14 protein-coding genes and 1 riboswitch are annotated in these 13,870 nt (G+C 61.2%); of the genes, 5 read left to right on the top strand and 9 right to left on the bottom strand.

What is annotated here, in order from left to right; translation table 11 throughout:
• Positions 1 to 2 precede the first annotated feature (2 nt).
• The 3 genes from AC1D19_RS26735 to AC1D19_RS26745 are packed head-to-tail and all read right to left on the bottom strand — an operon-like array spanning position 3 to position 2,686.
• Positions 3 to 791, bottom strand: a complete 789-nt coding sequence (locus AC1D19_RS26735) for an ABC transporter ATP-binding protein (RefSeq protein ID WP_477756186.1) — start codon at positions 789 to 791, stop codon at positions 3 to 5.
• Positions 788 to 1,603: an ABC transporter permease gene (locus AC1D19_RS26740; RefSeq protein WP_477765108.1), complete on the bottom strand. Its 816-nt coding sequence runs from the start codon at positions 1,601 to 1,603 to the stop codon at positions 788 to 790. The genes AC1D19_RS26735 and AC1D19_RS26740 overlap by 4 nt, the downstream gene beginning before the upstream one ends.
• Before the next feature lie 15 nt (positions 1,604 to 1,618).
• Positions 1,619 to 2,686, bottom strand: coding sequence for a putative urea ABC transporter substrate-binding protein (locus AC1D19_RS26745; RefSeq protein WP_477765109.1), 1,068 nt, complete (start codon positions 2,684 to 2,686; stop codon positions 1,619 to 1,621).
• A 60-nt stretch (positions 2,687 to 2,746) separates the two neighbouring features.
• A riboswitch (guanidine-I (ykkC/yxkD leader) is annotated at positions 2,747 to 2,847 on the bottom strand.
• A gap of 295 nt (positions 2,848 to 3,142) precedes the next feature.
• On the opposite strand from AC1D19_RS26745, the gene AC1D19_RS26750 reads away from it, so the two are divergent.
• Positions 3,143 to 3,415, top strand: coding sequence for a hypothetical protein (locus AC1D19_RS26750; protein ID WP_223458309.1), 273 nt, complete (start codon positions 3,143 to 3,145; stop codon positions 3,413 to 3,415).
• A 167-nt stretch (positions 3,416 to 3,582) separates the two neighbouring features.
• On the top strand, positions 3,583 to 3,996 hold the full coding sequence (locus AC1D19_RS26755; protein WP_477765110.1) for a hypothetical protein: 414 nt from the start codon (positions 3,583 to 3,585) through the stop codon (positions 3,994 to 3,996).
• A 99-nt stretch (positions 3,997 to 4,095) separates the two neighbouring features.
• On the opposite strand, the gene AC1D19_RS26760 is transcribed toward AC1D19_RS26755, so the two are convergent.
• Entirely contained in the window at positions 4,096 to 5,208 is a 1,113-nt protein-coding gene (locus AC1D19_RS26760; RefSeq protein WP_477765111.1) for an enoyl-CoA hydratase/isomerase family protein, read from the bottom strand.
• A gap of 132 nt (positions 5,209 to 5,340) precedes the next feature.
• Between AC1D19_RS26760 and ung the strand changes: the two genes are divergently transcribed.
• Complete coding sequence (gene ung / locus AC1D19_RS26765) at positions 5,341 to 6,033, top strand: uracil-DNA glycosylase (protein ID WP_477765112.1); 693 nt, start codon at positions 5,341 to 5,343, stop codon at positions 6,031 to 6,033.
• Positions 6,034 to 6,132: 99 nt separating this feature from the next.
• On the opposite strand, the gene AC1D19_RS26770 is transcribed toward ung, so the two are convergent.
• Genes AC1D19_RS26770 through AC1D19_RS26790 form a run of 5 tightly spaced genes read right to left on the bottom strand, consistent with a single transcriptional unit; the run spans position 6,133 to position 11,499 of the window.
• Positions 6,133 to 7,167, bottom strand: coding sequence for an AbrB family transcriptional regulator (locus AC1D19_RS26770; protein WP_477765113.1), 1,035 nt, complete (start codon positions 7,165 to 7,167; stop codon positions 6,133 to 6,135).
• Positions 7,160 to 8,674 carry a tripartite tricarboxylate transporter permease gene (locus tag AC1D19_RS26775; RefSeq protein WP_477765114.1) on the bottom strand — a complete coding sequence of 505 codons (1,515 nt, stop codon included), beginning with the start codon at positions 8,672 to 8,674 and terminating at the stop codon, positions 7,160 to 7,162. The genes AC1D19_RS26770 and AC1D19_RS26775 overlap by 8 nt, the downstream gene beginning before the upstream one ends.
• Position 8,675: 1 nt before the next feature.
• Positions 8,676 to 9,134 (bottom strand): tripartite tricarboxylate transporter TctB family protein, encoded by a 459-nt coding sequence (locus tag AC1D19_RS26780; RefSeq protein ID WP_046041541.1) that lies wholly within the window; start codon positions 9,132 to 9,134, stop codon positions 8,676 to 8,678.
• Between the two features lie 58 nt (positions 9,135 to 9,192).
• Positions 9,193 to 10,170 (bottom strand): Bug family tripartite tricarboxylate transporter substrate binding protein, encoded by a 978-nt coding sequence (locus AC1D19_RS26785; RefSeq protein ID WP_477765115.1) that lies wholly within the window; start codon positions 10,168 to 10,170, stop codon positions 9,193 to 9,195.
• Between the two features lie 39 nt (positions 10,171 to 10,209).
• Entirely contained in the window at positions 10,210 to 11,499 is a 1,290-nt protein-coding gene (locus AC1D19_RS26790) for an OprD family porin (RefSeq protein ID WP_477765116.1), read from the bottom strand.
• A gap of 237 nt (positions 11,500 to 11,736) precedes the next feature.
• On the opposite strand from AC1D19_RS26790, the gene AC1D19_RS26795 reads away from it, so the two are divergent.
• Positions 11,737 to 12,408, top strand: a complete 672-nt coding sequence (locus AC1D19_RS26795) for a response regulator (RefSeq protein WP_007979804.1) — start codon at positions 11,737 to 11,739, stop codon at positions 12,406 to 12,408.
• Positions 12,401 to 13,789, top strand: a complete 1,389-nt coding sequence (locus AC1D19_RS26800; protein ID WP_477755588.1) for a sensor histidine kinase N-terminal domain-containing protein — start codon at positions 12,401 to 12,403, stop codon at positions 13,787 to 13,789. The genes AC1D19_RS26795 and AC1D19_RS26800 overlap by 8 nt, the downstream gene beginning before the upstream one ends.
• Positions 13,790 to 13,870: the final 81 nt, after the last annotated feature.

A 13,870-nucleotide genomic window follows, 5' to 3' on the forward strand; every position in this document is an offset into this window, starting at 1 on the left:
TCTCAAGCGGTTCGAAGTGAGCCCGCCAGTTGCACTGGCAGGGCGTCGACGGCGGCACGGTGGGTGCGGCGGTCGCTGTTCAAAGGGATGTCGTAGGTGATGCGTGCGCCATAGCGGCCGGGTGCATGCGGGTCGAGACGGACCTTGTCGAACACCAGCAAGCGGGTGCCGAGGCTGAAGCCTTCGGACAGGTCATGGGTGACCATGAACACTGTCAGTCGGGTCTCGCGCCACAACTCCAGGAGCAAGGCGTGCATGTCTTTGCGGATGCCCGGGTCGAGGGCGCCGAACGGTTCGTCGAGCAGCAACACCCGCGGCTTCATGATCAGCGCCTGGGCGATGGCCAGCCGTTGTTGCATGCCGCCGGAGAGCTGCGCCGGGTACTTGTCCAGCGAGTGGCCCAGGCCGACTTTGTGCAGCAGCACCGAAGCCTGTTCGCGGGCCTCTTTTTTCGCGCTGCCAAACAGGCGTCCAAGCAAACGCGAACGAGGCAGTTCAAGGCCGAGAGCAACGTTGTCCAGTACGCTCAGATGCGGGAACACCGAGTAGCGCTGGAATACCACGCCACGGCTGGCGTCCGGCTCTGCGGCCAAGGGCTGGCCGTCGAGCAGGATCTCGCCGCGACTGGCGCGTTCCTGGCCGAGCAGCAGGCGCAGGAAGGTCGATTTGCCGCAACCGGAGGCACCCACGAGGGTGCAGAACTCACCTTCGTTGACGTTCAGGTTCAGGCCTTCAAGCACCACTTGATCGGCGTATTGCTGCCAGACGTTTTTAACGGTGATGAAACTCATTTTGCGGCCCCTTCATACCAGGGAAAGGCACGGCGGGTGAGGTACTTGAGGCCCCAATCCATCAGCCAGGCGAGCAGGGTGATCCACACCACGTAGGGCAAAATCACGTCCATCGCCAGGTAGCGGCGCACCAGGAAAATCCGGTAGCCGAGGCCGTCGGTGGAGGCGATGGCTTCGGCGGCAATCAGGAACAGCCATGCCGAGCCGAGCATCAGTCGCAGCGAGATCAACAACCGTGGCAGCAGTTGCGGCAGCACCACCCGCAGCATCAGGGTCCAGGTAGACGCGCCGAGGGTCTGGGCCTTGATCAGCAGTTCCACGGGAATTTCCCGGGCGCGCTGTTCCAGGTCCCGGGCCAGCGCCGGAGTAATGCCGATCACGATCAGCATCACTTTCGACAACTCACCCAAACCGAAGACGATGAACAGGATTGGCAGGATCGCCAGCGGTGGCACCATCGACAGCACGGTCAGCAAGGGTGACAACGGCGCACCGAACAACGGCAGGGTACCGGCGGCGATGCCCAGGCACAGCCCGGCCAGGGCGCTGATGCCCAGGCCAATGGCCAGACGCTGCAGGCTGGACGCCGTGTCCTGCCAGAGCAGGTATTCGCCGGTGCGGCTGTCGGCCACGAACGCCAGGCGTTTCACCGCATCGGTCATCTGCACTGCACTGGGCAGCAGCTTGTCGTTGGGGTTGTCCGCCAGTCGCTCGGCCGAGCCCGTGAAGTAGGCGAACAGCACCAGGGCGAACGGCAGGATCACCAACAGCAGGCGACTCGGGCGGTCCGGGTGATGGTTGATCAGACGCATGGCCGGTTCTCCTGATTACAGCTTGGCGTCGGCGGCCATCTGCACGTAACTCGGGTCGAAGCGCAGCTTGAGGTTGCCCTTGTCGCCGCTGGTCACGCCGTTGGCGAAGGCCATGCCGACCGCGCTGGTGTCTTTGGCGCCTTCACCGAGCAAGCCGTGCTGGAACGAGAACTCGGCGACCTTGCGCATGGTTTCCGGCAGTTGCTTGCTGGTGCTGAACGCCAGGGCTTCCTTGGGCGTGGCGAACAGCCTGGTGGTGTCCAGTTGTGCCTGGAAACCCGCCAGGTCAGTGCCCGAGGCTTTGGCCATGTGTTCCAGCGCGGCTTTGCTGGCGGCGTTTTTCGCGCTCATCAACTCGACCACTTCGAACCAGGCGCCAGTCAATGCCTTGCCCAGGGCCGGGTTGTCTTTGAGGGTGGCGCTGTTGACCACCATCATGTCCATGATTTCGCCGGGGATCTGGCTGGAGTTGAACACCTCGGTCACGGCAGGCTTGGCCTTGATGTCCGAGAGCATCGGGTTCCAGGTGGTAACGGCGTTGACCTGATCGGTGTTGAAGGCGGCCGAGATATCGGCGTCGGAGGTGTTGACCACTTTCAGGTCTTTCTCGGTGAGGTCCACCGAATCCAGAGCCCGGGCCAGCAGGTAATGGGACACCGACAGCTCCACCAGGTTGACGTCCATGCCCTTGAGGTCGGCGACTTTTTTGCCTTCGCCCTTGAGCACGATGCCGTCGTTGCCGTTGGAGAAATCGCTGACGATCAGCGCAGTGCTGTCGACGCCGCCGGCGGCCGGAATGGTCAGCGCGTCCATGTTGGTCATGGTGCAGCCGTCGAATTGGCCGGCGGTGTACTGGTTGATGGATTCGACGTAGTCATTGAGTTGCACCACGTCGATCTTGATGCCGTACTTTTTCGCCCATTTATCGACGATGCCCTGGCTGCCGGCATATTCCCACGGCATCCAGCCGGCGTAGATCGTCCAGCACACGCTGAAGTGATCTTTCTGGGCGGCCTGGGACGAGACGCTCACGAGGGCTGCGAACGCAGCGGCGAGCAGGGCGGGTAAACGAAGTTGGGACATGGTGGTTCTCCAGTTGATCAGGGACGGACAGGAAGGCAGCGGCACCGCGAACGGTGGCTTGTCTCCCGGGCTTTTGTCCCGCCGTGTAACCTCAACTGGAGGTCGCCAACTCTCGGACCAGTCACTCGCGATTGCGAGCCGGAACCCTAGTCAGCCATTGCAAATTGTGGTGCCGCGAACCTGTAGTGACGCCTGCACATTTTTTTGGAACAAGTGCGCTAAAGCGAGAGACGTGCCAAGTTGGCCCGAGCGCTCTAGCGTGGGGGACAGGGAGGTCGACGGTGTTGATTGGAAAGACGCACCGCCTTGTGATGGTGCGCTGGTGCACCGCATTGGAACCTGTCCGCCGCTGATCCGAAGGTGGGTGCGACGTTGCACTTGGCAGAGATTTACCAGTCAAAACAGATGTCAGCCGGTCTGTGCCGACTGCTGTCACAGGTCTTTACGGAGGCCGCCATGTTGCGTCGATTGTTGCTCGGTGCAGTGCTCGGTTTTGGATTGTCTGGCTGCTACTACTACGACTATCCAGCGGACGTCTATGGGGCACCTTATTACTACCCCGGTTACTACTCGCCCTATTACTACGGTTACTACGGCCCACGTTATTACGGTGGTTATCGCTCCTATTACTACGGTGGGCATGGTTACTACGGTGGTCACGGCTATCGCGGCGGTGGGCATTACGGAGGTGGATATCATGGCGGTGGATTTCACGGTGGCCACCGTTAATCAGGGCGTGAATGGATGAAAAACCTTTCATCGGCCAGATGTTTCTACTTGTTTCGGGGGCGCACCAGATTCCGAATTCGATGTCTGATATTTCGACAGTCACTGAACATTTGACTGTCGCCTGCCAGCGTCGCTGGTGTGGCTTACCCGCGGTCCAGGAGGCCGCCATGTATCGCCGAATTCTTCTGCTAGCTGTGTTGGGATTGTCCCTTGGTGGGTGCGTGCCTTACTACGACGAAGGAGGCAGTTACTACAGTTCCGAAGTCTATACCTCGCCTGCACCAACCTATTACGCCGGGGGGAGTTCCTACTATTCCAATGGTTACTACACGCCGCAGCCTCGGTATTACATGCCGCCAGCGCGGTATTACCAGCCGACACCGCGTTATTACTCTCAGCCGCGGATGTATCAACCGTCCCCACGCTATTACCAGCCATATCGGGGCGATTACCGGATGCATCAGAACCATGGCTGGGACGGCCGTAACCGCGGGGGCTGGAACAATGACTATCGCGGTCACGACGGGCGCAACCATCGTGGCGGACGTGGCGATCACAACTGGCGGGGTAACCACCGCTAATCATTCAGTCAAATACAAAACCTGTGGGAGCGAGCCTGCTCGCGATGGCGGTGTGTCAGACACTCCGTCTTCGCGAGCAGGCTCGCTCCCACAATTTGTTTAGTATTCGGATAAATCCGCCAACGGATGCCGACCTTCCCACGCCTTGTGAAAATGCGCCTCTACTACCGCGTCCGGCACGTTGTTGATATCTGGCCAGTGCCAGTGCGGCTTCTGATCCTTGTCGATCAACCGGGCACGTACGCCTTCGCTGAATTCCGGATGACGACAGCAGTTGAGGCTCAGGGTGTATTCCATCTGAAAGACTTCGGCCAGCGACAGGTGCCGGGCACGGATGATCTGCTCCCACACCAGATGAGCGGTCAGCGGCGAGCCTTCGCTCAAGGTCCTGGCCGCGCGGCTCAGCAACAGGTCGGAGTGATCGCGCAAGGCGCTGATGGCCTTCCAGGCGCAACGCACGTCGCTGACGTCCAGCAGTTCGTCGATCTGCTGTCGGCGCGGCAGCCACTGGGCCTCGGGCATCTGCGCCACGGCTTCCTGCTGCAAGGCCTTGAGCAGGCTGTTGAGCTGCATCGGTGTCTGTTCCTGCCAGTTCAATTGCAACAGGCCTTCGATCAATTCCGGCTTCTGCTCATCGAGCAGGAAACGATCGGCCAGGTCCAGGTCGATGGCATCGCGGCCGTTCATGTGCGCACCGGTCAGGCCCAGGAACAACCCGAGCTTGCCGGGCAGGCGCGACAGAAACCAACTGGCGCCAACATCCGGGTACAGGCCGATGCCGATCTCCGGCATGGCCAACCGGCTGCTCGGCGTGACGATGCGGATGCTTGCCCCTTGCAACAATCCCATGCCACCACCGAGCACATAGCCGTGGCCCCAACAGATCAACGGTTTCGGGTAGGTATGAAGTTTGAAGTCCAGGCGATATTCCGCCGCAAAAAAGTGCGCGGCCAGTAGTGGCACTTCCCCGGGCTGCTCGCGGCAGGCTTCCACCAGGCTGCGCACTTCACCCCCGGCGCAAAAAGCCTTGGCGCCATTACCGCGCAAGAGGACGCAGACGATCTGCGGGTCCTTGGCCCAGGCCTCCAGGCGGTCGCGCAGGGCGTTGATCATTGGCAGGGACAGGGCGTTCAGGGATTTTTCGGCATCCAGGCTGGCGATGCCGATGCGTGCGCCGTCGGTGCCGGTGAGTTCTTCGAAGTGCAGATTCATCGTGACCTCGATCGGGAATTTGAGGGTTAAGTATGATCGCTGTGTGGGAAAGTGCCGGATCTGCGTCAGATCAATTGACAAGCGTGATGCGCTTTCCTAGGGTTCGCCCCATTGTTTTTGCCGGATGTAACCATGACTGCTGAAGACCGTATCAAACTCGAACCGAGCTGGAAGGAGGCACTGCGTGCCGAATTCGACCAGCCCTACATGGCAGAGTTGCGAAACTTCCTGCAACAGGAGCGGGCGGCCGGCAAGGAGATCTATCCGCCGGGGCCGATGATCTTCAACGCGCTCAATTCCACGCCGCTGGACAAGGTCAAAGTGGTGATCCTCGGTCAGGATCCTTATCACGGTCCGGGACAGGCCCATGGTTTGTGCTTCTCTGTACAACCTGGAGTACCGGCGCCGCCGTCGCTGGTGAACATTTACAAAGAACTCAAACGCGACCTGAACATCGACATCCCCAACCATGGCTACCTGCAGAGCTGGGCCGATCAGGGCGTGCTGATGCTCAACACCACCATGACCGTCGAGCGGGCCAACGCCAATGCGCACAAGGACAAGGGCTGGCAATTTTTCACCGATCGAATCATTGAAGTGGTCAGCCAACAACAACCGCACCTGGTGTTCATGCTGTGGGGCGCCCATGCCCAGAGCAAACAGAAGCTGATCGATGCCACCAAGCACCTGGTGTTGACCTCGGTGCACCCGTCTCCGCTGTCGGCCTATCGCGGCTTCCTCGGATGCGGGCACTTCGGCCGGACCAACAAGTTTCTCGAACAGAACGGCGAGACGCCTATCGAGTGGCGTCTTCCATCTGTTTGAAAAAAGCATCGTCGGAACGCCGCCCGGAGCCGGCTCACTCCTACATTGAAATGCGTTCCCTGTAGGAGTGAGCCTGCTCGCGATGAAATTGACTCGGTCTTACTCCGGATTCCGGTTCCAGTACTTGAACAACGGCTCCGCCAGAAACAGCACAAACAACAACCGCATCACCTGCATCGCCGTCACCAGCGGCACCGACAGTTGCAGGGTTTCCGCCGTCAGGCTCATCTCGGCAATACCGCCGGGCATCATGCCCAAAGTCAGTGAACGCAGATCCAGATGGGTCATCGCACTCAAACCCAATGCCGCCACCGTGGCGATCAGCATGGTCAACACCGTGCCGATCAAGGTGCGCCCCATGAACGATGGCGCACGCCGGAAAAACTGCCGGTTGAAGTGACAGCCCAGACCGCTACCGATCAACCATTGACCGATCTGGCTAGCGCCATTGGGCAAACCGATGTGCAGATCCCAGCCGATGCTGACTGCCGCGCTGACCAGCAACGGTCCGAACAGCCAGGGGTTGGGTTGACGCAGGCGTTCCCAGATCCAGGCCGCCAACGCTCCAGCGGGAAACAACACTGCCAGCCAGCGCCAATCGATGCTGCCGACATGGGAAATCGGCGCACCGTCGCCCAACAGATACTTGAAGGCTGCCGGTACGCACAGCACGACCACCAACACCCGCAAACTCTGCCCCGCCGCCACACGGCTGAGCACCGCACCATTGCGGGCGCCGAGGTTGACCATCTCCCCGGAACCGCCGGGCATGCTGGAAAAGAACGCCGTGGCGCGATCTTCACCGGTGCGGCGCATCAGCCACACGCCGACGACCGCCGACAGGCTGGTGACCAACGCACCGAAGAAGATCAGACCGAAATGACTGAGTACCTGCTCCATCACCAGCGGGGTGAAATGCAGGCCGATACCGATACCGACGATCCACTGGCCGCACTTGCGGCCGCCAGGGATTTCCGCCAATTGCCAGGGTGTCAGGCAGCGCACGAGGATGATCGCCAGCAACGAGCCGACCATCCACGGCAAAGGCCAGCCGACCTGGCTGGCGAGGTAACCGCCCAGCAGGCCGACCAGCGGGGTTCCCCACCAGAGTTTGAAGGGGAACCGATCAGACATCGGCGATAACGCGTTGCGCGGCCGAACGTTTGCGCCAGATGCGGATGAGCGGCATCAGCAGCATGATCGCCGTCAGCACCCAGCAACCGAAGGTGATCGGGCTCGACCAGAGGATTTCCAGCGCACCGTTGGAAATCGACAGGGCGCGGCGCAGGTTCTGTTCCATCAGGCCGCCGAGGATGAAACCCAGCAATACCGGCGACAGCGGGAAGTCCAGCTTGCGCAGGATATAACCGAAGATGCCGATGCCGATCATCAGGAACAGGTCGAACGTTGTCGCGTGCACCGCGTAGACACCAATCCCGGTAATGATCGCGATCACCGGCACCAGTGCCCAGTTCGGCACGGCGAGGATGCGGGTAAAGATGCGGATCATCGGGATGTTGAGGATCACCAGCATCACGTTGGCGATGAACAACGAAGCGATCAGGCCCCAGACGATGTCCGGTTGCTGTTGGAACAGCAGCGGGCCCGGAGTGATGTTGTACAGCGACAGGGCGCCGATCATCACCGCCGTGGTGCCCGAACCTGGAACGCCGAGGGTCAGCATCGGCACCAGCGCACCGCAGGCCGCGCCGCCGATGGCGGTTTCCGGGGCGGCGAGGCCGCGCATGTCACCTTGACCGAATTTGCCGCCAGTACCGGCGATGCGTTTTTCGGTCATGTAGGCCACGGCACTGGCCAGGGTCGCACCGGCACCCGGCAACACGCCCATGATAAAACCCAGTACGCCGCAACGGATGTTCACCACGAACACCGACGCCGCTTCCTTGAAGTTGAACATCATGCGGCCGGTGGCTTTCACCGCTTCCTGGCCGTGGTGGGTTTTTTCCAGCAGCAGGAGGATTTCGCTGATGGAGAACAGACCGAGCACCAGCACGACGAACTGGATGCCGTCAGTCAGGTGGATGTTGTCTCCGGTGAAGCGATACACACCGCTGTTGGCGTCGATGCCGACGGTCGACAGGAACAGACCGATCAGCGCCGCGATGAACGTCTTCAGCGGACGGTCACCGGCCATGCCGCCGAGGCAGACAATCGCGAACACCATCAACACGAAATATTCCGCGGGGCCGAAGGCAATCGCCCATTTCGCCAACAGCGGGGCGAACAGCACCATGCCGCAGGTCGCGATAAAGGCACCGATGAACGAGCTCCATGCCGACAGCGACAGTGCTACACCGGCCAGGCCTTTGCGGGCCATCGGGTAACCGTCAAGGGTGGTCATCACGGTGGACGCTTCGCCCGGGATGTTCAGCAGGATCGAGCTGATCCGGCCGCCGTATTCGCAACCCAGGTACACCGCTGCCAGCAGAATCAGCGCCGACTCCGGTGGCAGGCCGAGGGCGAATGCGATCGGGATCAACAGTGCCACGCCGTTGATCGGCCCCAGGCCCGGCAACAGGCCGACCACGGTGCCGATCAGGGTGCCGCACAGCGCGGTCACCAAGTTGTACGGGCTCAGCGCGACGCCGAAACCCTGACCCAAATAGCCAAGAGTATCCATATCAGTTCTCCAGAACGTCGAGCACGCCAAGCGGCAGCGGCACGTCCATCAACTTGTCGAACAGCAGGTAGAGGCCGACGGCCATCAGACTGATGATCACGATGCTTGGCACCCAGCGACCGCCATACAGACGGGCCATGGGCACGCCGATCAGGATGCTGGCGACGATGAAACCCAGGGGTTCGAAGGTGCCGGCGAACACCAGCAACAGCACCACGCAGATGCCGATCTTGGTCAGGGTTTCGCGGTCCAGCGGCGGCTCGTCAGCACTGTGCTTGATCGGTGCCGGACGGAACACCATGTACAACAGTGCCGAGCCCATCAGGCCGAGCATCAGCAATGGAAAGGCCCGAGGCCCCACCGGTTCGTAGGAAAAAGCCGCTTGATACGGCCATGCCATCAGCGCCAGGCCGAGACAGACCAGCAACAGCACTGAAGCAAAAATGCGTTGTAAGAGCATGGGGAACTCCTGTGCCGCGACTCCGCCAAACGGAGCCGCGGCCGCTAGACAGAGGCGATCACTGGATCAGGCCGAACTCTTTGGCCAGCACTTTGTAGTCCGCGACCTGCTTCTTCACGTAAGTGTCCAGCTCCGGACCGGTCATGGCGAACGGGAAGAGCTCGCGCTGATCGCGCAACTTGGCGAAGTCTTCGGAAGCCAGCAGTTTGTCGAAGGCCGCTTTCCACCAGGCGTAGTCTTCGTCGCTGACTTTTGGCCCGAGGTAGAAGCCGCGCACCACCGGCCAGACGATGTCGTAGCCTTGCTCGCGGGCTGTCGGAATGTCCTTCATTTCCGGCTCGTCCAGGCGTTTGTCGGAGAACACCGCCAGCAGGCGCATGTCGCCGCTCAGGATGTGCGGCATGGAGTCGGAGATGTCGGTGCTGCCGACCTGGATGTGGCCACCGAGCAGGGCGGTGGCAATCTCGCCGCCACCTTCGAGGGCGACGTAACGCAGGTCACGCGGGTTGATTCCGGCGGCCTTGGCGATCAGCGCGGTTTGCATCCAGTCCTGACTGCCGACGGTGCCGCCGGAACCGATCACTACTTTGCTCGGATCTTTCTTCAGTGCCTGAACGAGGTCGTCGAGGGTCTTGTAAGGCGAATCGCTTTTCACCGCGATGGCGCCATAGCTGGTGCCAACGGCAGCGAGCCAGCGAACGTTGGTTTCATCGAAACGACCGAATTTGCCTTGGGCCAGGTTCAGCAGCGAACCGCTAGACCAGGCCACCAGGGTGCCAGCATCGGCCGGACGCTGGGCGACCACCGCGTTGTACGCCACCGCGCCGACACCGCCGGGCATGTAGGTCACGCGCATCGGTTTGGTCAGCAGCTTTTCGTTGACCAGTGCGCTTTGCGCCAGTTTGCAGGTCAGGTCGAAACCACCGCCGGGCGAGGCCGGGGCGATGCATTCCGGACGTTTGGGTTCGGCGAGCGCTTGGCCGGTGAGCAGCAGGACGCTGGCGGCGAGGGCTAGTTTACGCATTGACAGGTTCATTCAAGTCTCCTTGGGAGTTGTTGTTATTGACGTACTGAATTACCAAAGGGCAACGCTATAGCTCACCAGCAGACGCACTTCATCGGCATCGCGAGCGGAGTAGTTGGAACGGTAGGTGGCATTGCGCAGACGCACGGCGACATCCTTGAGCGCGCCGCTTTGTACAACATATTTAATCTCGCTGTTACGTTCCCACTCTTTGCCTTCGTCACCGTTCTTGAGCTTGATGTTGTCACCGCTCACGTAACGGCTCATGAAGGTGAGGCCGGGGACGCCGAGAGTGACGAAGTCGAAGTCATAACGCGCTTGCCAGGAGCGTTCTTCGGCCCCGGCAAAGTCGTTGATCTGCACGAAGTTCACCAGGTACGGGTCGGCGCCATCCACATACGGGAACGCGCTGTCGCCGGACATGTGCTGGTAGCCCGCGCTGAACTTGTGCCCGCTCAAGGCGTAACTCACCAGGCCGTTGAGGGATTTGTTGTCGATCTTGCCGCCACGGGCCTCGCCCTGGTCGTCACTGATGGCAAACCGCAGGTCGGAGCCAAAGGTGCCGGGACCGAATGGCTGCGAGGCGACCAAGCCGAGGAAATGCTGGTTGTAGACTTCATCGAGTTGCGCGAAGTGGTAGCTGCCGGTGATCTTGTCGGTGAGCTTGTAGTCCAGGCCGCCAAAGTCAAAGTGCTTGCCGGCCACGGTGCCAGCGAAACGGCCGTTCTTGTTGTTGAGGGCAATGTCCTCGAAGTCGGTGCTGTCGCGGTCCTTGGCTTTATCCAGACGCCCGCCGGTGAAGGTCAGGTTCTTGATCTCTTTGGAGGTCAGCATGCCGCCTTCAAAGGTCTGCGGCAGGATGCGCCCGTCGTTGGGCTTGAGGATCGGCAGTTCCGGAATCAGGGTGCCGATCTTCAGCTCGCTGGCGGAGATTTTCACTTTGCCGGTCAGGCCGAGCTTGGAGTATTCATCGACGGCTCGCCCATCGTCAGTCGGCAGCAGGCCGGTACCGGTGCGGTCAGGGCTTGAATCGAGCTTGACCCCCAACATGCCCAGCGCATCGACACCGAACCCCACGGTGCCGTCGGTGTAGCCTGATTTCAGATTGAGCATGAAGCCCTGGGCCCACTCGTCACGCTTGGACTGTTGGGCACTGGTACCGTCGCGATAATCGCGATTGAAGTACATGTTGCGGGTTTCGAAAGTGGCCGAGCTGTCGTCGAAGAATGCGGCCTGGCTCAACGGTGAAAAGCCGGCAAGGGCGGCAGCGCTGGCAAGCGCAGTGTGGCTGAAACGGGAGAGGCGGGCAGGCGCGATAGCCTGGGTCTGCAGGGACTGCATGGATGAGTTACTCCGTTTATTGTTCTTATTTGTCGAAAACGCTTCGAGGCGTTTTTCGTATCGCTGTGTGGCTGCAGCGACGGCAGTCGAAACTGTCCGTGGCTGGACTGTAACGGGCTAACCTTTCGCTAAGCTTTCAGCTGACTTTCACGGTTTTCGGGCTTCACAGCGGCGGTTGCGGCTGTAAACTTCGCGCCAGAGAATGGCGTCGACCATCCCGGAATGAGGTAAAGATCCATGCGTGTCCTGCTCGTCGAAGACCATTTGCAGCTCGCCGAAAGTGTCGCCCAGGCGCTCAAGAGCACCGGGCTGACCGTGGACGTTCTGCACGATGGCGTGGCAGCCGACCTGGCGCTGGGCAGCGAGGAATACGCCATGGCGATCCTCGACGTCGGCTTGCCGCGCATGGATGGTTTCGAAGTGCTGGCGCGTTTGCGGGCGCGGGGCAAGAACCTGCCGGTGTTGATGCTGACCGCCCGCAGCGACGTCAAGGATCGGGTCCACGGCCTGAACCTCGGCGCCGACGACTACCTGGCCAAACCGTTCGAACTGACCGAGCTCGAAGCCCGGGTCAAAGCCTTGTTGCGCCGCAGTGTGCTGGGCGGTGAACGCATTCAGCGTTGCGGTGTGCTGGCCTATGACCTGGAAACCCGGCGTTTCACCCTCGGTGAAGAATTGCTGACCCTGACCTCCCGCGAACAGGCCGTACTCGAAGCCCTGATCGCGCGCCCCGGTCGGGTGATGAGCAAGGAGCAACTGGCTTCTCAAGTATTCGGCCTCGATGAAGAGGCCAGCCCCGATGCGATCGAAATCTACGTGCACCGTCTGCGCAAGAAGCTCGACGGCCAGCCGGTCGCTATCGTGACCTTCCGCGGCCTCGGTTACTTGCTGGAAAGCCGCGATGCATAAGCCCAGCAGCCTGCGCTGGCGGTTGCTGTGGAACCTGGCGCTGTTGCTGGTTGTATTGATGCTGGCCAGTGGTTTGAGCGCCTACTGGAACGGGCGCGAAGCCGCCGACACGGCCTATGACCGGACCCTGCTGGCCTCGGCGCGGACGATCGCCGCCGGCGTCTCCCAGCGCGACGGCACCTTGAGTGCCGACGTGCCCTACGTGGCCCTCGATACCTTTGCCTACGACAGTGCCGGGCGAATTTTCTACCTGGTCAACGACATCAATCAGAAGCTGATTTCCGGTTATGAAAACCTGCCCGCGCCACCGCCGGGAACGCCGCGCACCGATGACTATCCGGCGCTGGCACGCTTCTACAACGCCCAGTATCGCGGGCAGAACGTGCGTGTGGTGAGCCTGCTCAAACCCGTGAGCGAGCCGAACATGAACGGCATGGCGGAAATTCGCGTAGCGGAAACCGATGAAGCGCGGGTGAGCATGGCCCGCAGTCTGGCGACAGATACTTTGCTGCGCCTGGGCATGCTGGCGGGTGGGGCCTTGATGTTGGTGTGGTTCGCGGTGAGTGCCGCGTTGCGCCCGCTGGAGCGCTTGCGCACAGCGGTGGAAGAGCGCCAGCCGGACGATCTGCGCCCCTTGCCGTTGGTGGAAGTGCAGCGCGAATTATGGCCACTGGTGCGCGCGCTCAATCACTTTACCGAGCGCTTGCGCGGGCAGTTCGAGAAACAGGCGCAGTTCATTGCCGATGCCGCCCACGAACTGCGTACGCCATTGGCAGCACTCAAGGCGCGACTGGAACTGGGCATGCGCTCGGCCGAGCCCGATACCTGGCGCAGTACTTTGGAGACCGCCGCCCAGGGCACTGATCGCTTGACCCATCTGGCCAATCAGTTGCTGTCCCTGGCACGGGTTGAAAATGGCGCCCGGGCGATTGCCGAGGGTGGCGCGCAGTTACTCGACCTCAGTCAGTTGGCTCGGGACCTGGGCATGGCCATGGCGCCGCTGGCCCACAAGCGCGGCATCGCGCTGGCGCTGGAAGCGGATGAACCCGTCTGGTTGCGGGGCGAGCCGACATTATTGAACGAACTGCTGAGCAATCTGGTGGATAACGCACTGGCTCACACGCCACCGGGTGGCAACGTGATTTTGCGCGTCTCGGCGCCCGCAGTGCTGGAAGTCGAAGATGATGGCCCCGGCATTCCTCTTGAGGAGCGCGATCGGGTATTCGAGCGCTTTTACCGACGCAATCAGCAAGTGGCCGGTTCAGGGTTGGGGTTGGCGATTGTCGGTGAGATCTGCCGCGCGCATCTGGCGCAGATCAGCCTGCATGACGGTGAGCACGCAGGGTTGAAGGTGCGGGTGAGTTTTGTCGCCGGAGAGTGATGGGGCTTGTTCTGGCCCCATCGTCGGAACGCCGCCCGGAGCAGGCTCGCTCCCACATTGGATCTATGCAGCACCACAAAT

This window comes from Pseudomonas sp. P1_C12, assembly GCF_056406435.1.

Bases quoted from the DNA above. Each gene is read 5' to 3' on its own strand.
- AC1D19_RS26735 (WP_477756186.1), bottom strand. From the start codon at position 791: ATGAGTTTCATCACCGTTAAAAACGTCTGGCAGCAATACGCCGATCAA.
- AC1D19_RS26740 (WP_477765108.1), bottom strand. From the start codon at position 1,603: ATGCGTCTGATCAACCATCACCCGGACCGCCCGAGTCGCCTGCTGTTG.
- AC1D19_RS26745 (WP_477765109.1), bottom strand. From the start codon at position 2,686: ATGTCCCAACTTCGTTTACCCGCCCTGCTCGCCGCTGCGTTCGCAGCC.
- AC1D19_RS26750 (WP_223458309.1), top strand. From the start codon at position 3,143: ATGTTGCGTCGATTGTTGCTCGGTGCAGTGCTCGGTTTTGGATTGTCT.
- AC1D19_RS26755 (WP_477765110.1), top strand. From the start codon at position 3,583: ATGTATCGCCGAATTCTTCTGCTAGCTGTGTTGGGATTGTCCCTTGGT.
- AC1D19_RS26760 (WP_477765111.1), bottom strand. From the start codon at position 5,208: ATGAATCTGCACTTCGAAGAACTCACCGGCACCGACGGCGCACGCATC.
- ung (WP_477765112.1), top strand. From the start codon at position 5,341: ATGACTGCTGAAGACCGTATCAAACTCGAACCGAGCTGGAAGGAGGCA.
- AC1D19_RS26770 (WP_477765113.1), bottom strand. From the start codon at position 7,167: ATGTCTGATCGGTTCCCCTTCAAACTCTGGTGGGGAACCCCGCTGGTC.
- AC1D19_RS26775 (WP_477765114.1), bottom strand. From the start codon at position 8,674: ATGGATACTCTTGGCTATTTGGGTCAGGGTTTCGGCGTCGCGCTGAGC.
- AC1D19_RS26780 (WP_046041541.1), bottom strand. From the start codon at position 9,134: ATGCTCTTACAACGCATTTTTGCTTCAGTGCTGTTGCTGGTCTGTCTC.
- AC1D19_RS26785 (WP_477765115.1), bottom strand. From the start codon at position 10,170: ATGAACCTGTCAATGCGTAAACTAGCCCTCGCCGCCAGCGTCCTGCTG.
- AC1D19_RS26790 (WP_477765116.1), bottom strand. From the start codon at position 11,499: ATGCAGTCCCTGCAGACCCAGGCTATCGCGCCTGCCCGCCTCTCCCGT.
- AC1D19_RS26795 (WP_007979804.1), top strand. From the start codon at position 11,737: ATGCGTGTCCTGCTCGTCGAAGACCATTTGCAGCTCGCCGAAAGTGTC.
- AC1D19_RS26800 (WP_477755588.1), top strand. From the start codon at position 12,401: ATGCATAAGCCCAGCAGCCTGCGCTGGCGGTTGCTGTGGAACCTGGCG.